The organism is Chromobacterium paludis, from assembly GCF_008275125.1.
Lineage (GTDB): Bacteria > Pseudomonadota > Gammaproteobacteria > Burkholderiales > Chromobacteriaceae > Chromobacterium > Chromobacterium paludis.
This window is the reverse complement of sequence record NZ_CP043473.1, coordinates 3561127-3579546: the sequence shown is the minus strand read 5'-3', so window position 1 is coordinate 3579546 and position 18420 is coordinate 3561127. Positions and strand designations below refer to the sequence as shown.

24 protein-coding genes are annotated in these 18420 nt (G+C 64.5%); 13 read left to right on the top strand and 11 right to left on the bottom strand.

Annotated features, from left to right (window positions below; translation table 11 throughout):
- Nucleotides 1-34 precede the first annotated feature (34 nt).
- The 6 genes from hutG to FYK34_RS16930 all read left to right on the top strand — a co-directional run bounded on the left by hutG (nucleotide 35) and on the right by FYK34_RS16930 (nucleotide 7127).
- Nucleotides 35-955 carry a formimidoylglutamase gene (gene hutG, locus FYK34_RS16955; protein WP_231137303.1) on the top strand — a complete coding sequence of 307 codons (921 nt, stop codon included), beginning with the start codon at nucleotides 35-37 and terminating at the stop codon, nucleotides 953-955.
- A gap of 141 nt (nucleotides 956-1096) precedes the next feature.
- On the top strand, nucleotides 1097-2767 hold the full coding sequence (gene hutU, locus FYK34_RS16950) for a urocanate hydratase (protein WP_149298451.1): 1671 nt from the start codon (nucleotides 1097-1099) through the stop codon (nucleotides 2765-2767).
- Between the two features lie 105 nt (nucleotides 2768-2872).
- Entirely contained in the window at nucleotides 2873-4405 is a 1533-nt protein-coding gene (gene hutH / locus FYK34_RS16945) for a histidine ammonia-lyase (protein WP_149298449.1), read from the top strand.
- A gap of 386 nt (nucleotides 4406-4791) precedes the next feature.
- Nucleotides 4792-5214 carry a hypothetical protein gene (locus FYK34_RS16940; protein WP_149298447.1) on the top strand — a complete coding sequence of 141 codons (423 nt, stop codon included), beginning with the start codon at nucleotides 4792-4794 and terminating at the stop codon, nucleotides 5212-5214.
- Nucleotides 5215-5407: 193 nt separating this feature from the next.
- Nucleotides 5408-5854 carry a hypothetical protein gene (locus tag FYK34_RS16935; protein ID WP_149298445.1) on the top strand — a complete coding sequence of 149 codons (447 nt, stop codon included), beginning with the start codon at nucleotides 5408-5410 and terminating at the stop codon, nucleotides 5852-5854.
- A gap of 286 nt (nucleotides 5855-6140) precedes the next feature.
- A complete protein-coding gene (locus FYK34_RS16930) occupies nucleotides 6141-7127 on the top strand; it encodes a hypothetical protein (RefSeq protein WP_149298443.1) in 987 nt (328 codons plus the stop codon).
- A 46-nt stretch (nucleotides 7128-7173) separates the two neighbouring features.
- Here the strand turns inward: FYK34_RS16930 and FYK34_RS16925 are convergent, their stop codons facing one another.
- Together FYK34_RS16925 and FYK34_RS16920 are read right to left on the bottom strand one after the other, a co-directional pair.
- Nucleotides 7174-8367, bottom strand: coding sequence for an amino acid aminotransferase (locus tag FYK34_RS16925; protein WP_149298441.1), 1194 nt, complete (start codon nucleotides 8365-8367; stop codon nucleotides 7174-7176).
- A gap of 70 nt (nucleotides 8368-8437) precedes the next feature.
- Complete coding sequence (locus tag FYK34_RS16920; protein ID WP_149298439.1) at nucleotides 8438-8728, bottom strand: superinfection immunity protein; 291 nt, start codon at nucleotides 8726-8728, stop codon at nucleotides 8438-8440.
- Between the two features lie 200 nt (nucleotides 8729-8928).
- Here FYK34_RS16920 and FYK34_RS16915 point away from each other — a divergent pair, with 200 nt between their 5' ends.
- Genes FYK34_RS16915 through FYK34_RS16900 form a run of 5 tightly spaced genes read left to right on the top strand, consistent with a single transcriptional unit; the run spans nucleotide 8929 to nucleotide 11857 of the window.
- Nucleotides 8929-9390 (top strand): GNAT family N-acetyltransferase, encoded by a 462-nt coding sequence (locus tag FYK34_RS16915; RefSeq protein ID WP_149298437.1) that lies wholly within the window; start codon nucleotides 8929-8931, stop codon nucleotides 9388-9390.
- Nucleotides 9391-9396: 6 nt separating this feature from the next.
- Nucleotides 9397-10329: a class I SAM-dependent methyltransferase gene (locus FYK34_RS16910; RefSeq protein ID WP_149298435.1), complete on the top strand. Its 933-nt coding sequence runs from the start codon at nucleotides 9397-9399 to the stop codon at nucleotides 10327-10329.
- A complete protein-coding gene (locus tag FYK34_RS16905; protein WP_149298433.1) occupies nucleotides 10326-10970 on the top strand; it encodes an alanyl-tRNA editing protein in 645 nt (214 codons plus the stop codon). The genes FYK34_RS16910 and FYK34_RS16905 overlap by 4 nt, the downstream gene beginning before the upstream one ends.
- Nucleotides 10970-11176, top strand: a complete 207-nt coding sequence (locus FYK34_RS20745) for a hypothetical protein (protein ID WP_196782524.1) — start codon at nucleotides 10970-10972, stop codon at nucleotides 11174-11176. Before FYK34_RS16905 ends, FYK34_RS20745 begins: the two co-directional genes overlap by 1 nt.
- 3 nt (nucleotides 11177-11179) lie before the next feature.
- Nucleotides 11180-11857, top strand: coding sequence for a DMT family transporter (locus tag FYK34_RS16900; protein ID WP_196782522.1), 678 nt, complete (start codon nucleotides 11180-11182; stop codon nucleotides 11855-11857).
- A gap of 77 nt (nucleotides 11858-11934) precedes the next feature.
- Here the strand turns inward: FYK34_RS16900 and FYK34_RS16895 are convergent, their stop codons facing one another.
- From FYK34_RS16895 to FYK34_RS16865, 7 genes are all read right to left on the bottom strand, one after another.
- The gene (locus FYK34_RS16895; RefSeq protein ID WP_168209782.1) at nucleotides 11935-12552 is read right to left on the bottom strand and encodes a DUF1834 family protein; all 618 of its coding nucleotides are present in this window, start codon (nucleotides 12550-12552) and stop codon (nucleotides 11935-11937) included.
- A 71-nt stretch (nucleotides 12553-12623) separates the two neighbouring features.
- A complete protein-coding gene (locus FYK34_RS16890) occupies nucleotides 12624-12839 on the bottom strand; it encodes a hypothetical protein (protein WP_149298429.1) in 216 nt (71 codons plus the stop codon).
- Nucleotides 12840-12849: 10 nt separating this feature from the next.
- Nucleotides 12850-13047: a TraR/DksA family transcriptional regulator gene (locus FYK34_RS16885; RefSeq protein ID WP_149298427.1), complete on the bottom strand. Its 198-nt coding sequence runs from the start codon at nucleotides 13045-13047 to the stop codon at nucleotides 12850-12852.
- The gene (locus FYK34_RS16880; protein ID WP_149298425.1) at nucleotides 13044-13595 is read right to left on the bottom strand and encodes a hypothetical protein; all 552 of its coding nucleotides are present in this window, start codon (nucleotides 13593-13595) and stop codon (nucleotides 13044-13046) included. Before FYK34_RS16880 ends, FYK34_RS16885 begins: the two co-directional genes overlap by 4 nt.
- Entirely contained in the window at nucleotides 13592-13816 is a 225-nt protein-coding gene (locus FYK34_RS16875; RefSeq protein WP_149298423.1) for a hypothetical protein, read from the bottom strand. The genes FYK34_RS16880 and FYK34_RS16875 overlap by 4 nt, the downstream gene beginning before the upstream one ends.
- 2 nt (nucleotides 13817-13818) lie before the next feature.
- Nucleotides 13819-14223 (bottom strand): M15 family metallopeptidase, encoded by a 405-nt coding sequence (locus FYK34_RS16870; protein ID WP_149298421.1) that lies wholly within the window; start codon nucleotides 14221-14223, stop codon nucleotides 13819-13821.
- Between the two features lie 26 nt (nucleotides 14224-14249).
- The gene (locus FYK34_RS16865; protein WP_149298419.1) at nucleotides 14250-14669 is read right to left on the bottom strand and encodes a Mor transcription activator family protein; all 420 of its coding nucleotides are present in this window, start codon (nucleotides 14667-14669) and stop codon (nucleotides 14250-14252) included.
- A 332-nt stretch (nucleotides 14670-15001) separates the two neighbouring features.
- On the opposite strand from FYK34_RS16865, the gene FYK34_RS16860 reads away from it, so the two are divergent.
- Complete coding sequence (locus tag FYK34_RS16860) at nucleotides 15002-15739, top strand: S24 family peptidase (RefSeq protein ID WP_149298416.1); 738 nt, start codon at nucleotides 15002-15004, stop codon at nucleotides 15737-15739.
- Nucleotides 15740-15799: 60 nt separating this feature from the next.
- Entirely contained in the window at nucleotides 15800-16390 is a 591-nt protein-coding gene (gene gmhA / locus FYK34_RS16855; RefSeq protein ID WP_149298414.1) for a D-sedoheptulose 7-phosphate isomerase, read from the top strand.
- Nucleotides 16391-16414: 24 nt separating this feature from the next.
- Here gmhA and FYK34_RS16850 read toward each other — a convergent pair whose 3' ends face one another.
- Nucleotides 16415-17353 carry an alpha/beta hydrolase gene (locus FYK34_RS16850; RefSeq protein WP_149298412.1) on the bottom strand — a complete coding sequence of 313 codons (939 nt, stop codon included), beginning with the start codon at nucleotides 17351-17353 and terminating at the stop codon, nucleotides 16415-16417.
- A 90-nt stretch (nucleotides 17354-17443) separates the two neighbouring features.
- A complete protein-coding gene (locus FYK34_RS16845; protein WP_149298410.1) occupies nucleotides 17444-18319 on the bottom strand; it encodes an HD domain-containing phosphohydrolase in 876 nt (291 codons plus the stop codon).
- Nucleotides 18320-18420 lie beyond the last annotated feature (101 nt).

The following is an 18420-nucleotide window of genomic DNA, read 5'->3' as shown; positions in this document are numbered from 1 at the left end:
GGGCGGCAATAAAGGAAGCATGCAAATGGTGGACATGAAGGTTTGGACCGGCCGCGTGGACGCGGTCGAAGGCGAGGCGGCCAAGCGCTGGCACCAGTCGGTGCAAGCCCTGCCGGAAAGCGGCGCGCCCGGCATCGCCATCATCGGCTTCGCCTGCGACGAGGGCGTGCGCCGCAATCAAGGCCGCGTCGGCGCGGCCGGCGGTCCGCAGGTCTTGCGCAAGGCGCTGGCCAACCTGGCCTACCACCCGACCTTGCCGCTGTACGACGCCGGCGACGTCGCCTGCGCCGACGGCGATCTGGAGGCCGCGCAGCAGCGCCTGGGCCAGCGCGTGGCGCAGGTGATCGCCGCCGGCCATCTGCCGCTGGTGCTGGGCGGCGGCCATGAAACCGCCTATGGCCACTGGCTGGGCCTGTCCGCCGCGCATCCGGACAAACGCATCGGCGTGGTCAATTTCGACGCCCACTTCGACCTGCGCGAGGCTCCCGAGGCCACCAGCGGCACGCCGTTCGCGCAGATCGCCGCCGACTGCGCCCGCCACGGCCGCGTGTTCCGCTACCTGTGCCTGGGCGTGGCCGAAACCGCCAACACCCAGGCGCTGTTCGACACCGCCCGCCGTTTGGGCGCCGAATGGCGTCTGGATACCGACATGAACGGCTGGCAGCTGGCCGACATCCGCGGCCAATTGGCCGACTTTCTCGACAGCGTGGACGCGGTCTACCTGACCATAGACCTGGACGTATTGCCGGCGGCGCAGATGCCGGCGGTGTCGGCCCCGGCCGGCTACGGCGTGGACATCGCCGTGGTGGAGGCCTTGGCTGGCCGCATCGCCAAGAGCGGCAAGCTAGCCGGCGCAGACCTGGTGGAATTCAATCCCGATTTCGACATCGACAGCCATGGCGCCAAGGCGGCGGCGCGGCTGGCGTGGTCGATGACGCGCCATCTGCGACGCTAGAAGCTGAATTTCAGCCACGAAACCCACGAAAAACGTGGGTTATGGATGGACGAGAGAAAGCGTTGAGCTTGGTTTCTTTTCGTGTCCTTTCGTGGTTTTCGTGGCCAATCAGGCATGTAAGTTTTACAAAGGAGAGCCCCCATGACCGACCCGCGTTTTGACCCATCCCGCCATATCCGCGCGCCGCGCGGCAACCAGCTGACCTGCAAGAGCTGGCTGACCGAAGCCGCCTACCGCATGATCCAGAACAATCTGGACGCCGAAGTGGCCGAGCACCCGCAAAGCCTGGTGGTGTACGGCGGCATCGGCCGCGCCGCCCGCAACTGGGAGTGCTACGACAAGATTCTGGAAACCCTGCGGCGGCTGGAAGACGACGAAACGCTGCTGGTGCAGTCCGGCAAGCCGGTGGGCGTGTTCAAAACCCACGAAAACGCGCCGCGCGTGCTGATCGCCAACTCCAATCTGGTGCCGCACTGGGCCAATTGGGAGCACTTCAACGAGCTCGATAAAAAAGGCCTGATGATGTACGGCCAGATGACGGCCGGCTCCTGGATCTACATCGGCTCGCAGGGCATCGTGCAGGGGACGTACGAAACCTTCTTCGCCGTCGCCAACCAGCACTTCGGCGGCAAGCCGCAAGGCCGCTGGATTCTGACCGGCGGCCTGGGCGGCATGGGCGGCGCGCAGCCGCTGGCCGCCACCATGGCCGGCTTCAGCATGATCGCCGTCGAATGCGACGAAACCCGCATCGATTTCCGTCTGAAAACCCGCTATGTCGACCGCAAGGCCACCACGCTGGACGAGGCGCTGGCTATCGTCGAAGACGCCAAGCAGAACGGCAAGGCGGTGTCGGTGGGCTTGCTCGGCAACGCCGCCGACGTGTTCGCCGAACTGGTGGCGCGCGGCATCACCCCGGACGTGGTCACCGACCAGACCTCTGCCCACGACCCGGTGCACGGCTACCTGCCGCAGGGCTGGACCGTGGCGCAGTGGCGCGACAAGCAGAAGACCGCCGCCGCTGAAATCACCGCCGCCGCCAAGCAATCCATGGCCGTTCAAGTGCGTGCCATGCTGACGCTGCAGGAACGCGGCGCGGCCACGCTGGACTACGGCAACAATATCCGCCAGATGGCGCTGGAAGAGGGCGTGCAAAACGCCTTCGACTTCCCCGGCTTCGTCCCGGCCTATGTCCGCCCGCTGTTCTGCGAGGGCATCGGCCCTTTCCGCTGGGTGGCGCTGTCCGGCGATCCGGAAGACATCTACAAGACCGACGCCAAGGTCAAGGAGCTGATCCCGGACGATCCGCACCTGCACAACTGGCTGGACATGGCCAAGGAGCGCATCGCCTTCCAGGGCCTGCCGGCGCGCATCTGCTGGGTAGGCCTGAAAGACCGCGCCCGCCTGGGCCAGGCTTTCAACGAGATGGTGAAGAACGGCGAATTGAAGGCGCCTATCGTCATCGGCCGCGACCATCTGGACTCCGGCTCGGTCGCCAGCCCCAACCGCGAAACCGAAAGCATGCGCGACGGCTCTGACGCCGTGTCCGACTGGCCGCTGCTGAACGCCTTGCTCAACACCGCCGGCGGCGCCACCTGGGTGTCGCTGCACCACGGCGGCGGCGTGGGCATGGGCTTCAGCCAGCATTCCGGCGTGGTCATCGTCTGCGACGGGACGGATGCCGCGTCCGAACGGCTGGGCCGCGTATTGCGCAACGACCCGGGCACCGGCGTGATGCGCCATGCCGACGCCGGCTACGACATCGCGGTGAACTGCGCCAAGGAGCAGGGCCTGGACCTGCCGATGCTGAAGTAAGCGCGAGGGGGCGGCGAACCGGGCGGTCTTTCCGCCCCGATGCGCATCGCCGCCCGCCACGCGGCGCGCAAGCAATAGAACAAAGAAGCAAGAGAGACAGAAGCCATGAGCATACTCAACATCGTACCGGGCCAACTGACGCTGGCCGACCTGCGCCGTGTTTCACGTGAAACCGGCCTGCAACTGCAGCTGGACCCGTCCAGCCACGCCGCCATCGACGCCTCCGCCGCCACCGTGGCGCGCGTATTGTCCGAAGGCCGCACCGTTTACGGCATCAACACCGGCTTCGGCCTGCTGGCCAGCACCAAGATCGCGCCGGAAGAGCTGGAGCTGCTGCAGCGCTCCATCGTGCTGTCCCACGCCGCCGGCATTGGCGCGCCGATGGACGCCAGCACCGTGCGCCTGGTGATGGCGCTGAAGATCAACTCGCTGGCGCGCGGCTTCTCCGGCATCCGCCGCCAGGTGATCGAGGCCTTGGTCACCTTGTTCAACCGCCAGATCTACCCGGTGATCCCGCAGAAGGGCTCGGTCGGCGCCTCCGGCGACCTGGCGCCGCTGTCGCATATGAGCGCGGTGCTGATCGGCGAGGGCGAAGCCTTTGTCGACGGCGTGCGCGTGCCGGGCGCGGTGGCGATGCGCTCCGCCGGCCTGGAGCCCATCACCCTGGCGCCCAAGGAAGGCCTGGCCTTGCTCAACGGCACCCAGGCGTCCACCGCCTTCGCGCTGGAAGGCCTGTTCGCCGCCGAAGACCTGTATGTTTCCGCCACCGTGGCCGGCAGCTTGTCGGTGGAGGCCGCGCTGGGCAGCCGCACGCCGTTCGACGCGCGCATCCACGAAGTGCGCGGCCATCAGGGCCAGATCGACGCCGCCCGCCTGTACCGCGACTTGCTGGCGCACAGCCAGATCGAGCAATCGCATGAGGACTGCGGCAAGGTGCAAGACCCGTACAGCCTGCGCTGCCAGCCGCAAGTGATGGGCGCCTGCCTGACGCAAATCCGCCAGGCGGCCGAAGTGCTGCGCGTGGAGGCCAACTCGGTGTCCGACAACCCGCTGGTTTTCGCCGGCGACAACGACATCCTGTCCGGCGGCAACTTCCACGCCGAGCCGGTGGCCTTCGCCGCCGACAACCTGGCCTTGGCCATCGCCGAAATCGGTTCCTTGTCCGAACGCCGCATGGCGCTGCTGATCGACAGCAATCTGTCCAAGCTGCCGCCCTTCCTGGTCAACAACGGCGGCGTCAACTCCGGCTTCATGATCGCCCAGGTGACGTCCGCCGCGCTGGCCAGCGAGAACAAGTCGCTGGCCCACCCGGCTTCGGTGGACAGCCTGCCCACCAGCGCCAACCAGGAAGACCACGTGTCCATGGCCACCTTCGCCGGCCGCCGCCTGCGCGACATGGCGGGCAACACCGCCGGCATCCTGGCGGTGGAGCTGCTGGCCGCCTGCCAGGGCATAGACTTCCGCGCGCCCAACAAGACCAGCGACAAGCTGGAAGCGGCCAAGGGCATGCTGCGCGAGCAGGTGTCGTTCTATGACAAGGACCGTTACTTCGCGCCGGATATCGAAAAAGCGGCCACGCTGGTGGCCAGCGGCCGCTTCAACGGCCTGGTGGACGGCGAGGTGTTGCCGTCGCTGTAAAGTAGGGCGGAACGCCCCGGCAGAGCCGGGGCGTTCCGCCGAGTTCGTGTCATCGGGAAATGGGTGACGACAAATAGCAAGGGCAGGCCGAGAGGCTTGCCCTTCGTCATTCTGTTCATGGCATGGCGAGCGAATGGCCGCCCAAGGCGTTCGTGGCAATGGTTGCGGCCGCCTTGCCGGATGATGGCGCATGTACTATCCAGCCAGTTTCTAAGCTGGCTTGCTGTGATTGCGGGTGGCGGAATTGGCATGAGTATGGATTTATATGCTGGTTTTTACGAATAATTCATTTAGTTATGGCTGTTTTGTATTTTGTATGGCAACATCATGCCGGTCTGGCATCGAGGGCGTCGCCTCGATGCGAAGGGCTAAATAGGAATTCGTATATGAAAACAATGCAATTAGCGTTGCTTGCGGCGTTTGCCTTATCCACACCTGCGTTCGCGACATCGGCTCAACCTTTGAATGCGGCTGCCGTGGCCAATATCTTCGCCTCTTGCGATATGGCCGCTATCAAGAAAAACACCAAGATTCACGGCGTGGTATTCAATGGGGTCAAGGTGCTGCATATCTCGCGCTTTGATACGCCGGAGGAAAATATCAAGGGTTTGCAATTGGCGGTTGAAGTGAATGGTCGTCAAGATAATCCATCCCGTCTTGCTTTGGCAGGCATTTCCAAACAAGTGGGCAAACCGCTGAAGGCTGGCGCCAGCACTGGAACAGTCAAGGCACCCGGCTATCAGTTGCTGGATACCGCCTATGATGATGGGGCGGATGGAGACTACTTGCGCTGCCTCGTTAAGCGGTAAGGGCTATCTGGAGGCCGTGCTCATCCAGGCTCACAAACGGCTATTCTCACGCTTGGGGCACGCACTGATGAGCGATGAGTGAAAGGGCGGCGGAAAGGTCGCCCTTTCTTATGCAGGTCGATACGATTCCGCCACTCATCGCGAGTAAGGTGCGCATTCTTTATCAAGGCAAGGCCTTTAGGGAGTAGTAGAGATGGCCCGTCTGCTCAAGAAGTATCTGCTATGGATGTTCGGCCTCAATGCCGTTTTGCTGTTTGTTCTGTCTTTATGGGCTGAGCAATGGGGCAGCGCTTGTGTGGCGCAGTGGGGGTGGTCGGCAGCGCTATGGTATGCGGCAGGGGTGTTGGCGCCCTTGAATGCGATCTCCGGTGTTATGGTTTTTGCTCGCTTTAATATCTGGCGAGCCATCGCGATCGAAAAAATCGGGCTGCCGCATTTTCTCGTATCGACAGGTGTCACGGCGATTGCCGCTTCGCCATTAATTGCGGGCATCATGAAGTGTTCGCCCAAAATGGCTTCTTCAGGAGAAACCTTTCTATACATGCAGTTGCTGGCCAATGAACTGGGCTTTTTGATCTGTTTCGTCGCGTTTTTGGTAGCGGCGGGAGGCGTGGTGAGAAAATACGGCTCATCGATATAGCGCGTTAAGTTGGTCTTTAAGTTGATCTTTGTGTGTGGCGCGGCGAGGCTCAACGTTTACCTCACATGAGTCAGCCTGGTTTAGTGTTTGCTGCGCGGACGGATGGCTTGGATGCCGGTTCCGCCCGGCTGGCAGCACTCTAACCCACCCAAAGGCGGAACATTGTCATGGCGTATGGCTTGAGAGGCGTAGACCCCTGGAGCTATCGCGCATATGTGTAAATCCAATTGGCATTTTTGTTGTGGTGCTTCCAGACTGAAGGGAAGAGAGCCAATTGGAGCAGGCCATGCTGAAGGATTTGTTGATCGAGCTGTTGCCGTATGGCGGCAGCTACCGCGGCGGTTTGAGCAACCACTTGCCCATGGCGCTGGCCGCGCTGGACGAGCTGGGCGCGGGCGAGGCGGAGCTACGGCTGTTCGCGGCGCGGCGCGGCCATTTGGAGGCGGTGCCCGACGATGGACGCGATATCGCGGATACCGCCGGCTGGCTGGGAGAACGGGCCAGCGAAGGCGCGTGGCGGCGGCGCTTGGCCTGGGAGCGCGAGCGCGGCGAGTGGCTTGGCCAGTGGCCGCAGCGGCTGCGGCAGGTATTGGCGGCGCCGGCATCGGCCTCGTTTCACGGCGCGATCCGGCTGGCCTACGCCCTGCGCAGCGAGGTGGCGGAGGAGGTGGACGCCGCGCTGGCCTACGCGCTTAGCCATTGGCAGCAGCTGGCCTTGCCCGGCCGCGCCAGCGCGCCCTGCAATCTGGGCGAGGTGTTGCGCGATTGGCGAGATCACCCCCTGTCCAGCCCGGACGACGGCAAGCTGATCGTGGACGGCATCGAACAGGCGCTGGCCTTGCCGGAATTGCCGGATAGGCTGCCGCCGGGCCTGCTGGCCGGCGCGCGCGAGCAGCGCCGTGTCGCGCGCCAGCTGTTCCTGGCGCGGCGCAGCTTCGACGCCTTGCATCTGATCACGGGCTGGGAGGCGGTGCTGAGCCTGGCGCGCGGCCATGGCCTGAGCGATGCGCCAGACGATGCGGCCTTGCAGATGCAGGCGGCGCTGCTGGGCATGTACATCTATAACGGCTGCCCGGACTTGTCGCGGAAGCTGGCAGGGAGTTCGGCGGACATCGGCGAAATCGCCGGCATGGCGCGTGGGCAGCCGGAGGATCATAGCGTGAAGCTGGCCTTGAGCTGCCTGCGCCTGGCCGAGCTGGAAGACGACGGCGCCTGGCTGGCGCTGGCGGCTGAGGTGGCTGCGCATGGCTGGCGCGGCCGCGCGGCGGCATGAAAAAAGGCGGCTGCTTGGCCGCCTTGCTTGAAACGCCGGGAGGCGCTTACTGCACCTTGGCGAAGGACTCGGCTACATAGGGCGCGTTGGCGGTGTTGAGGCCGGCCACGCACATGCGGCCGCTGCCCACCAGGTAGACGCCGAACTGCTCGCGCAGCTTGTCCACCTGGGCTTGGCTGAAGCCGGTGTAGCTGAACATGCCGCGTTGGTTCACTAGGTAGCCGAAGTCGCGCTCAGGCAGCGCTTCCTTCAGCACCTGCACCAGCACGCCGCGCATGGCCTGGATGCGCTCGCGCATTTCGTTGACCTCGGAAACCCACAGCGCCTTCAGTTCCGGCGAGCTCAGCACGGCGGCGATCACCTTGGCGCCGTGCGTCGGCGGGCTGGAGTAGTTGCGGCGCACGGTGGCCTTCAGTTGGCCGGATACCAGCGCCGCTTCGGCCGCGTCGTCGCAGACCACGGACAGGCCGCCGCAGCGCTCGCCGTACAGCGAGAAAATCTTGGAGAAGGAGTTGCTGACCAGGAAGGCGATGCCGGCGTCCGCCATGGCGCGGATGGCGTAGGCGTCTTCTTCCAGCCCGGCGCCGAAGCCCTGGTAGGCGATGTCCATAAACGGAATCAGCTGGCGCTCCTTGGCCACGGCCACCACCTGGTCCCACTGCGCGTTCGTCAGGTCCGCGCCGGTGGGGTTGTGGCAACACGGATGCAGCAGCACGATGCTCTTGGCCGGCAGCGTCTGCAGCTTGGCCAGCATGGCCGGGAAGTCCACGCCGCGGGTGGCCGGATCGAAGTAGGGGTAGCATTCCACCGCCAAGCCCGCGCCTTCGAAGATGGCCACGTGGTTGTCCCAGGTGGGGTCGCTGACCCAGACGCCGGAGGCCGGGAAATAGCGCTTGAGGAAGTCCGCGCCCACTTTTAGCGCGCCGGAGCCGCCCAGCGTCTGCAGCGTGGCGATGCGGCCGCTGGTCACCGCGGGGTGGTCGGCGCCGAACAGCAGCGCCTGCACCGCGTTGCGGTAGGCCGGCATGCCGTCCATGGGCAGATAGGTGCAAGGCGGCTGCGGCTGGCTGGCCAGCAGCGCCTCGGCCTGCTCCACGGCCTTCAGGCGCGGGATGCGGCCGGCCTCGTCGTAATACAGGCCGATGCTGAGATTGACCTTCTGTTCGCGCGGATCTTTGCCGAAGGCTTCCACCAGCGACAGGATGGGGTCGCCGGCGTAGGCGTCTACATGTTGGAACACGAATCTTCTCCTCTTGGTTGACGGGTGCCCGCCTGTTGGCCGGCGAGTCGCCCGGTGTGCGGCGCGGCGCTCAGGCCAGATCGTCGCGTTTCAAAGCCAGGCCCATCGCCAGCAGCCAGGGCAGGATCAGCCAGCCGCCCAGCACGTTCAGCAGCGCCACGGTTTTCAGGCGCGGGCTTTTCACCAGCACTGCGGTGGCGGTGGGCACCAGATAGGCGCCGGCCATGGCCAGGCCGTCGCCCAGCCAGATGGCGGCGTTCACCAGTTCGGGGCGGTTCTGCCAGCTGCCGTAGCTCCATAGCAGGATGGCCAGGGCCAGCAGGGCGAACAATAGCTTCCTCAGCAGCGGCAGCAAATTCATGGCGTCAGGCTTGCGATGGGTAAACGCTTATCGTGCGAGTTTTTCGCGCCGCTGGCAACGGGGTTTTTGCGCCGTCATGGCAATGAAATGCCATAAATTCAGCCATTCAAGCCATTTGACAGCCGCCAACATGCCAAACGCTTGTTCGAAGACTGGGACTTGTTTAGGCTGGGAATTTTACGATGCAAACGGAGGGCGCCATGCCGGTGCAAATTGATTGCGATCCGCGGCGGCTGGATAGGGAGCGGATTTATGATTATTTGTCGCGCCAGTCGTATTGGGCGCAGGGTTTGCCGCGCGCCATCTTCGAGCGTTCCATTGAGCATTCGCTGTGTTTCGGCGCCTATGCCGACGACGGCGCGCAGGTGGGTTTCGGCCGCGTCGTCACCGACCGCGCCACCTTCGCCTACCTGGCCGACATCTTCGTGCTGGAGGAATGGCAGGGGAAGGGCGTGGGCAAGCAACTGGTGGCGGCCATGCTGGCGCACCCGGCGTTGCGCGACCTGCGGCGCATGATGCTGGCCACGGCCGACGCGCATGGTTTGTATGCGCAATATGGTTTCACGCAGCTATCCAAGCCGGAGCGTATCATGGAGCGTTTAGAGCAGAATGTGTATCAGCGTTTAACGGCCGAAACGGCTGGAGCGCAAGATCGAGGATAGAAAGCGATGAAGCTGGCGGAAGATTTGCTGCGGGGACGCGGCGTGGAGCTGGGACGGGCTGCGCATAATCCATTGGCGCCGTACGACTGCATCAGCGTGGCGCCCAGCGACGGGGTGAACGCCTTGGAGCCGGAAGACCTGGCGGATTACCAAGTGTATGTGGCCGAGCAACGGCGTTGCGGCCAAGGGCCGGCCAGAGTGGATTGCATCGCGGAGGCGATCGCCTTGCCGTTTGGCGATGGCGAGCTCGACTATGTAGCTTCGTCGCATGTATTGGAGCATTTGCCGGATATGTTCGGCGCCTGGATGGAGTGGGAGAGGGTATTGAAGCCTGGGGGCATCAATTTCATGATCGTGCCCAAGCGCTTTGCCGAACCGACCGATAGCAGCCGTCCGATCACCCATCTGGACGATTTGGTGGCTGCGCGCGAGCGGCGAGACACGCCGCGCTCCCTCCTGCCTGGGCAGCCTTGGCGTTCCCACTATCATGTCTTCATCCTGCAAGTGTTGTTGGCGGCGCTGAATTGGTACAACGCCAACCAGTTAGGCTGTTGGCTGCTGGAGGCAGTGGAGGAAACCGACAGCAAGGTGGGAAACGGCCACACCCTGGTGCTGCGCAAGGCAGGGCAGAGCCTGCCTGGTTTGGAGCAACTGGTGCCGGAAATGATAGGCAGCTTCCGCAAGGGCGATGATTTTGCGCAATTGGCCCTATTGGCGCGGCAAATTCTGTCGCAGAACTTCAGGGTGCATGATGCCTGGCTGGTCTGGTCCTTGGCCGAAGAGCAGCTAGGCAATAAACATGCGGCGCTGGAAGCGATGACGCAGGCTCTGATACTGCAGCCTTGCAACGGGGAGTTCCGCCAGCGCTACCAGCAGCTGAGCGGCCGCGACTTTGTCTACCCGCTGAGTCTGGTGGATTATCTGGCGCGCTTGTTGTGAGCCGCAAGCGCTTCTGGGACGCGCCTTACCAGACCCGGTTGACCACGCATGTCAGCCGGGTGGACGGCGAGCGGGTATGGCTGGAGGAGACCCTCTTCTATGCCTTTTCCGGCGGCCAGGAGAGCGACAGCGGCCACATTGCCGGCCGCCCGGTGCGGCAGGCGGAAAAGCAGGGGCGCGACATCGTCTACACGCTGGACGCGGACCACGGCCTGCAGGCTGGCGACACGGTAGAGGTGGCGATAGACTGGCCGCGCCGCTACCGGCTGATGCGGCTGCATTTCGCCGCCGAGCTGGTGTTGGAAGTGGTTTGCCGCCAAGTGGACGGCGTGGAGAAGATAGGCGCCCACATCGCAGAGGACAAGGCGAGGATAGACTTCGCGTTGGACATGCCCATCACGCCCTGGCTGTCCGGCATCGCCGCCGAGGCGCAGCGCTGGATAGACGCCGACCTGCCCATCGTCAGCGCGTTTTCCGACGAAGCGGCCGAGCGCCGTTACTGGGAGCTGCCCGGCTTCGCCCGCGTGCCTTGCGGCGGCACCCACTTGCGCCGCAGCGGCGAGGTGGGGCGCATCGCGCTCAAGCGCCGCAATATCGGCAAGGACAAAGAGCGTATCGAAATTCATTTATTGGATGCATGATGCTGTATGACTTCGCCGCGGTCGGCGCCGCCGGCTGCTGGGCGCTGGGCGGCATGCTCGGCGCCACGCCCTCCCGCCATTTCGGCCCTTTCGCCTTCACCCGTTTGCGGCTGACCTTGCTGACCGTGCTGTTGGGCGGCGTCAGCCTGCTGTCAGGCGGCTGGCACTCTCTCAGCGCCGCCGCCTTGTGGCCGGTTTTATTATAGGGTTTGACCGGGATTTTCCTGGGCGACACGGTGATGTTCGCCTCCATGAACCGGCTGGGGCCGCGCCGCACCGGTCTGTTGTTCGCCACCCATTCGGTGTTTTCGGTGCTGCTGGGCGTGCTGCTCCTGTCCGAACGCCTGAGCGCGGGCGCGCTGCTGGGCAGCCTGCTGGTGTTCGGCGGCGTGCTGCTGGCGGTGGCCTTCGGCCGGCGCGAGGTTGACGCCCACGTGTGGGAACGCAACGACAAGCTGGCCGCCGGCGTGGCGCTGGGCCTGACGGCGGCCTTGTGCCAGGCCTTGGGGACCTTCTTCGCCAAGCCGGCGATGGCGGCCGGGCTGGAGCCGGTCACCGCGTCGGCGCTGCGCATGGGCGTCAGCTGCGGCGCGCATTATCTGCTGTGGCTCAGCGGCTGGCGGCTGGCGAAAAGCCGCGGGCCGTACACGCCGCGCATGCTGGGCCAGACCGCGCTGAACGGTCTGGTGGCGCTGGGCCTGGGCATGACGCTGATCATGCTGGCCTTGCAGCATGCCAACGTCGCTACCGTTGGCATCTTGTCCGCGCTAAGTCCGGTGCTGATCCTGCCCATGCTGTGGTGGAAGCTGAAGCGTCCGCCGCCGCCGCTGGCCTGGATAGGCGCGGCGGTCAGCTGCGCCGGCACCGCGCTGGTGGTGTGGCGCTAAACGGCAAGGCCGCGTGCAAGACGCGGCCTTTATTCTAGTCAGGGGAAAATCCCCCTGCTCATTTCGGAACGCTTGAATCAAGCATGAGGCGCGGAGTTGCCTGTCTCCAACCGGCCGCCGAAGGCGCGGAACAGCGCGTCCGGATCGGCATCGCCCTGCGGCGCCGGCCAGCGGCCGTTGTCCAGCGCCTCGTCCAGCCAGTAGGTGCTGAAATCGCAAGCCACCAGACTCCACGGCTGGCCGTCGCGCGCGGCCTGGCCCAGGGGGCGGACTTTTTCCGGCAGCAGCGGATTGACGGCAAGGCCGAAGTCCTGGGAGGCGAGCAGCCGGCGCGCCGCGTACACCAGCTGCCAGACGCCGGCGCCCTTGTAGTCGGCGTCGATCTGCAGGCGGTCGCCGACGACGACCGTGAACAGCGCGTTGGCCTTGTAGCGCAGGCGCTGGCTGGATTGCGGCTGGCTGGAGGTGATGCCGCCGGCCACGGTCCATAGCGCCGGCAGGCGGGCCAGCGCCTGCGGATGGATGGTGGGGCTGGACTGGCCCGGCGTGAGGCGGCTGCTGTAGTCGCCGTGGGCCAGCTGCAGGCCGCAGAGGCTGGTTTCGTCTAAGTCGGCCGCCACTTCGCGCACCATCTGGCCCATGCCTTGGCGCAGGCGGTCGACGATGGCAGTTTGCAGCGTGATCAGCATGGACATGATCATTCCTTGAGCAGTGCGGGGATGGGGGAGTGTGCGGCGAAAGCGGCGGCCGGCTTCGTTGAGGGAGGTCAGTGCAGCACGCGCTTGAGCATTTCGCCGGCCAGGGTGACCAGCAGGGCGGAGAGCGCGCCGGACAGCGCGCCGCTCTTGGCGGCTTGGACCTCCACGTCGCGCAGGCGGCCATCCAGTTCTTCCAGTTTTTTGTCCTGTTTGGCCAGATGGGCGACGATCATGTCGAGCTTGCCCTCTATCCGGCCCAGGGCCATCAGGTTGTCGTGTTCCACGTGAAACCTTTCATCGTTCGGCCAGCTGTTGGCAGATCACGCAGCGCGTGCTGCTGGGCACGGCGGCGCGGCGGACGTCGGGAATCGGGTCGCCGCAGTCCTCGCAATGGCTGTAGCCGCTGTTTGGCAAGGGCTGGAGGTGGCGGGCCAGGGCCTGTTCGCGGAATTCGGTTTCCAGTTCGCTGGCGCGATCGAAGAAGTCGCTCATGGTTGCTTGTCCTGTCGGGCGTAGAGTTGTTTCAAGGCGAGGAGGCGTTGCTCGAGCTCGCCGCACCAGGCGCCGTAGTCGGCGGCGTGGGCGAGAAGGTCGGGTGGCGGTAGCCCGCCATCGGCGCCGGCGGCTTGGGCGGCAGCTCCAGCAGGTAAGGGCTGGGCGCCGGGCAGCTCGGCGGAATAACCGAGGAGCTGGCGGTAGAGGCGCAGGCTGTCAGGGCCAAGGCCAGTAAAACGGGAGCCATCGTTGCGGGCGACATCGTCTATCCTTTGCGCGTTGCGGCGCTGCAAGGCTTGCAGCGCGCTCTGTTTGTCAATCAGCTGCTTTTCCAGCTGGTTGCCGCGCGCCTGCCATTGCCGTAGCTGGGCCAGCGCGGCAGCCTGCTGCTGCTGCTTTTCCTGGCTGTGTTCTGCCTGCAGCGTGGCAAGCTGGGCGGCCAGTTCCGCCTGCCAGACGTGGCGGGTGTGCGCGCAGCCAGCGGCGTAGCCGGCTAGCGCGGCTACGATGGGCAGCAGCAGACGCAGAGAGGCGAGCGGAATCATGGCGGGCTCCCTTTGTCGCGATAGGCGGCAATCATGCGCAGCGAGGCGGAATAGCCGCCCACCACGCCCAGGTAGATCAGCCAGATGTCCGGCGTCAGCGCGCCGCGCCAGCCGTCGCGCAGGAACATGGCGGTGGCGGCGGCGCAGGCCACGTTGGCCCATAGCCGGCTATGGCTGACGCGACGGTTGTGCGGGCTGCGCAACAGATCGGCGAGAGGCATGCTCAAGGCTCCAGTGACAGTTGAAAATGCGGAAACTCGTGGTAGGGCGCGTCCAATTGGCCGTGCCAAAACAGGCCCAGGCCGAGCGCGATGCTGCCCATGGTCTGCCAGTGAGGGTGGTCGACATCGCAGACCGGCTTGCCGCCTACCAGCGGCACCACGTCGAAAGCGCGCGCGGCGGGGCTGCCGTGCAGCATGGTGTTGTGGGCGGATTCGCCGGCGCGGGCATAGGTGACGATGAGGCCAGGTTTGTTGCGTCCTTGCTGGTACAAGGCGTCTTGTTCGGCGTCCGATCGCCAGGTGCAGACGATCAGCGGGTCTACGCCGCGGTCGCGGCAGCGGCGCAGAAAGATTTCGGCCAGCGGTTGTAGTTGCGGATGCAGATCGGAAATGGCGCGGCTGGCCATGCGGTTCTCCTAGGCTCGGCGGTCAATCAATGCACGTCTCCGGGCAACGGCGGCGTTTTCAGCACGCGCCAGATCATGCGATCGCTCAGGTGGTAGCGCATGGCCAGCACGCTCACCGCCTCGTTGGCGCCCAAACCATCGGCCAACATGGCGTCGAAATCGCGGATCAACTGCTGATTGCGCGCCTGACGCAGGACCTTGCTGCATCGCGGGATATAGAGGATGTCGCCGCCGAAGTGGTGGGTCAGCTGTTCCGCCGCGTCCTGGCCGATCACATCAACCAGGGCGGCGAAACGCAGTTGGCCGGCGCGACTCTGATTCTTGGAAAACGGCAGGGTGGTGCCGCCCAGCGCCTGCACCAGTTGCAAGGTGCGCGGCATGCCGATCAGCTTGGCGACCAGCTGCATCGTGGAGGGAAGAGCGGGATATTGCGTTTGCGTGTTCATCACGGCACTCCTGATAGTCGCAATCGACGTTGCGAAGACAAAAAGTTCTAAACAAGTTACAATCTGTCTATAACCGCTTTTAGTAATCAAGGCGGATTTTCTTCTAAACAGTTGAACTGACGGCTTGGGTTATTGGCTGTGAATCGCAAGTTAAAACTGTGGAAATCAACAAATAGAACTTGCAATGTCAATTTTTGCTATTCTAAATAGCTAATTTGAACTGCACAAGCTATGAAGTGTCACCAGGCATGTCAGTTACCGTTGCTGAAATGACAAAAGAATAGTACCCTGGAGGGCGACTCCAGCCGTGCTTGTTACTGATGGAGTTCTAAATGGATCATTCTTTGCAGGCGATGGAGTTCAAGCAAAGGCTGGCGTTGCTGATCGGCGCGGAAAAGCCCTATGCCTGGGCCGCGCGTATCGGCATCAACAAGGGCTCCTTCACCAATATGTGGTACAAGGGCGGCGTGCCCAGGCGGACGACCGCGCAGAAGATCGCCGAGACCGCGGGCTGCCGGCTGTCCTGGCTATTGCATGGGGAGGGCCCGATGCGCGACGAGACCCGCGCCGAGCGAGAATCCGAAGCGTCCGGAGGCGTCGCCGCGCCGGCGGAGCGCGATGAATATTTCGTGCCACCCGCCGTGCATGAGGAGTTCTGTTTCATCCCGCGTTATAACTTGAAGGCGTCGGCCGGTTTTGGAACCAGCGCCTCGGGCGAGCAGGCGGTGTTTTATATGGCGTTTCGACGCTACTGGGTGAAGAACTATCTGAACGCTTCGCCGCGCGATCTGGCCGTGATCAGCGTCAAGGGCGACAGCATGAGCGGGGTGCTGGAAGACCGCGACACCATTCTGGTGAATACGGCAGAGCGCAATCCGGGCGAGGGCCTGTTCGTGATCCGCATCGGCGACGACATCTTCGTCAAGCAGCTGCAGCGCTTGCCGGGGGGCGCGGTGCAGGTGAAGAGCGCCAATCCCTTGTACGAAACCTTTACCGTGGATCTGGCCGGCGCCGGCAGCGAGTTCGAGGTGATCGGCCGCGTGGTGTGGTTCGGCCGGCAGATCGCTTGAGCCATCGGAGCGGACGATGGGTGTAAACTGTGTTCCGACTTCGCTAGATCAGGATTCATCATGCAAAACCACATTCAGGCCAGCCTGGGCGAGGCCCAGCGCGCGTTGAACAATTTGCTGGCCAATGCGCAGGCCTTGTCCGCCATCGAGGCGGCGGGCCAGGCCATCATCGACGCGTTGGCGGCCGGCGGGCGGATCTTTTCCTGCGGCAACGGCGGTTCCATGTGCGACGCCATGCATTTTGCCGAGGAGCTCACAGGCCGCTACCGCGACAACCGCCGCGGCATGGCGGCAATCGCGATCAGCGATGCCAGCCACATCAGCTGCGTCGGCAACGATTACGGTTACGACGAGATCTTTGCCCGCTACCTGGAAAGCCATGGCCGCGTCGGCGACGTGCTGCTGGGACTGAGTACCAGCGGCAATAGCCGCAATGTGATCCGCGCCGCCGAAGTGGCGCGCGAACTGGGCATGAAGGTGATCATCCTGACCGGTCGCGCCGGCAGCCAGCTGGAGCCGCTGGCCGATGTCTACGTCAACACCCCGGGCGGACAATACGCGGACCGGGTACAGGAGCTGCACATCAAAGTGCTGCACATCCTGATCGAGCTGACCGAGCGCCATTTCTGCCCGGAAAACTATCCGGCCTAAGCATGCCCGGCCGGCCGACGCGCTTCAGTCCGCGTTGAGGAAGGCGCCGATGCGGCGGTAGGCCAGCTCGCACGCTTCCGGCACCAGCGCCTCCATATTGAGAAAGGCGTGCATCTGGTCGCCAAGGTGCAGCTGCTCCACCGTCACGCCGGCGGCTTGCAGCTTGCGCGCGTACAGCTGCCCCTCGTCGCGCAGGATGTCGAAACCAGCGGTGATGACCAGCGTGGCCGGCAGGCGCCGGCTGAACTCCCAGTGCAGCGGGGACATCTGGCGGCGGTCTTCGCCATGCTGGAAATACTGGTCGAAATACCAGGCGGTGCGGCTGGTGGTGAGGAAATAGCCCAGGCCGTTTTCCTGCACCGAAGGCTGGGTCAGCGTGTAGTCGACACAGGGGTAGATCAAGGCCTGGCGCGCGATGTCCAGCGAGGCATCGTATTGCGCCTTGCCGCTGAGGCTGGCGCACAAGGCGCCGCCGGCGGAGTCGCCCGCCAGCGACAGGCGGCGGCGATACGGCAGCCGGCGCTGCTCCAGCACGCTCCATATGCCCTTGGCGACGCTGAGCGCGTCGTTCAGCCCTGCCGGATAAGGGCATTCCGGCGCCAGCCTGTATTCCACGGAGACCACGATGTGGCGGCTGGCGGCGGCCAGACGGCGGACGATGCCGTCATAGACGCTGACGCTGCCTGCCATATGGCCGCCGCCATGCAGGAAAACCAGCACCGGCAAGGCCTCATCCGGCGCCGGATGATAGAGGCGCACCGGCACGCTGTATTCGCGGCCGGGCACCAGGTCGTCGTTGACCCAGGCGATGTCGGGTCCGGGCGACACCATCTGCGCGGTCAGCTGGGCCAGCGCCTCGCGCGCGCCTATCGCCGTGGCCTTGTAGCCGGCGGCGATTTTCTGCTCGACGGCGCGGTTGAACTGCGCCAGCCAGGGCTGCAACTGGGGATGGAGTGCGTGCATGTAAGATCTCCGCATGCTGTTGAGCAGAAATGCTGTTCGAAATCTATACCATGCGCATTGTTGCGGCAACCAATATGACCCACGTGTCGCTCAGCCAAACAGCATTTCCAACAGGCCAGGCCGCTTGCGCGGCTGCAGCCGCTGGTTTTCCGCCAACAGCCGGTCTATCAAGCCGTTGTTGGCGCGGGGCTGGCGCGCCCTGACCAGGTCGCGCTGGCCGGTGGGCGACAGCGCCAGCGAGCCGTCGCGGCGGCTGATACGGTAGCCGCCGCCACAGGACGGGCAATGGATTTCCGTTCCTTCCGGGCTGTCCGAAGGCACGGCGATGATGGGGCCGCAGGATAGGCAGGCCTGCATCGGCACGCCTGGCTCGCTATGCCCCAGGATGTGATCCAGCTTGCCGGTGCGGCCCAGCGCGACGAAGCGGCCCGCCAGATCGGCATCGAACTGCGTGCCGCTGCAGTCCTCGATGATGGACAGCGCTTTTTCCAGCGGCATGCCCTTGCGATAGGGACGGGTGCTGGTCATGGCGTCGAAGGCGTCGGTGATGCCGACGATGCGCGCCACCAGCGGAATGGCCTTGCCGGACAGCCGGTTGGGGTAGCCTCTGCCGTCCGGAGTTTCATGGTGGCTGAGCACGGCGTCTATCACCAATCCGGACAGCGGATGATCCACCAGCAGATCCGCGCCCACTTGCGGGTGGGTCTTGATGACTTCGTACTCTTCGTCGCTAAGCCGGTCCGGCTTGTTCAGCACCGCGTCCGGCACGCCTATCTTGCCCAGATCGTGCAGAAAGCCGCCCAGGGCGATGCGTTCCGCCTCGGCCTGAGGCAGTTGCAGATCCTGAGCCAGCAGCAGGCTGTAGCGCGAGACGCGCCAGAGGTGGCCGCCGGTGTAGGCGTCGCGCGCCTCCACCAGCATGGCCATGGTGTACAGGGTTTTCAGCAGTTCGCGGCTGGCTTGCATGGCGGCGCTCTCCTCTGCGGGTGGACTCTCACTCACTATGGCATATGCGATTCGAATCGACAGCGCCCATGTTGCGCTGGCGAGATCACGACAGTCAGTCG

Coding starts and splice junctions, on each gene's coding strand:
- hutG (WP_231137303.1), top strand. CDS start 35: ATGAAGGTTTGGACCGGCCGCGTGGACGCGGTCGAAGGCGAGGCGGCC.
- hutU (WP_149298451.1), top strand. CDS start 1,097: ATGACCGACCCGCGTTTTGACCCATCCCGCCATATCCGCGCGCCGCGC.
- hutH (WP_149298449.1), top strand. CDS start 2,873: ATGAGCATACTCAACATCGTACCGGGCCAACTGACGCTGGCCGACCTG.
- FYK34_RS16940 (WP_149298447.1), top strand. CDS start 4,792: ATGAAAACAATGCAATTAGCGTTGCTTGCGGCGTTTGCCTTATCCACA.
- FYK34_RS16935 (WP_149298445.1), top strand. CDS start 5,408: ATGGCCCGTCTGCTCAAGAAGTATCTGCTATGGATGTTCGGCCTCAAT.
- FYK34_RS16930 (WP_149298443.1), top strand. CDS start 6,141: ATGCTGAAGGATTTGTTGATCGAGCTGTTGCCGTATGGCGGCAGCTAC.
- FYK34_RS16920 (WP_149298439.1), bottom strand. CDS start 8,728: ATGAATTTGCTGCCGCTGCTGAGGAAGCTATTGTTCGCCCTGCTGGCC.
- FYK34_RS16915 (WP_149298437.1), top strand. CDS start 8,929: ATGCCGGTGCAAATTGATTGCGATCCGCGGCGGCTGGATAGGGAGCGG.
- FYK34_RS16910 (WP_149298435.1), top strand. CDS start 9,397: ATGAAGCTGGCGGAAGATTTGCTGCGGGGACGCGGCGTGGAGCTGGGA.
- FYK34_RS20745 (WP_196782524.1), top strand. CDS start 10,970: ATGCTGTATGACTTCGCCGCGGTCGGCGCCGCCGGCTGCTGGGCGCTG.
- FYK34_RS16895 (WP_168209782.1), bottom strand. CDS start 12,552: ATGTCCATGCTGATCACGCTGCAAACTGCCATCGTCGACCGCCTGCGC.
- FYK34_RS16885 (WP_149298427.1), bottom strand. CDS start 13,047: ATGAGCGACTTCTTCGATCGCGCCAGCGAACTGGAAACCGAATTCCGC.
- FYK34_RS16880 (WP_149298425.1), bottom strand. CDS start 13,595: ATGATTCCGCTCGCCTCTCTGCGTCTGCTGCTGCCCATCGTAGCCGCG.
- FYK34_RS16875 (WP_149298423.1), bottom strand. CDS start 13,816: ATGCCTCTCGCCGATCTGTTGCGCAGCCCGCACAACCGTCGCGTCAGC.
- FYK34_RS16870 (WP_149298421.1), bottom strand. CDS start 14,223: ATGGCCAGCCGCGCCATTTCCGATCTGCATCCGCAACTACAACCGCTG.
- FYK34_RS16865 (WP_149298419.1), bottom strand. CDS start 14,669: ATGAACACGCAAACGCAATATCCCGCTCTTCCCTCCACGATGCAGCTG.
- FYK34_RS16860 (WP_149298416.1), top strand. CDS start 15,002: ATGGATCATTCTTTGCAGGCGATGGAGTTCAAGCAAAGGCTGGCGTTG.
- gmhA (WP_149298414.1), top strand. CDS start 15,800: ATGCAAAACCACATTCAGGCCAGCCTGGGCGAGGCCCAGCGCGCGTTG.
- FYK34_RS16850 (WP_149298412.1), bottom strand. CDS start 17,353: ATGCACGCACTCCATCCCCAGTTGCAGCCCTGGCTGGCGCAGTTCAAC.
- FYK34_RS16845 (WP_149298410.1), bottom strand. CDS start 18,319: ATGCAAGCCAGCCGCGAACTGCTGAAAACCCTGTACACCATGGCCATG.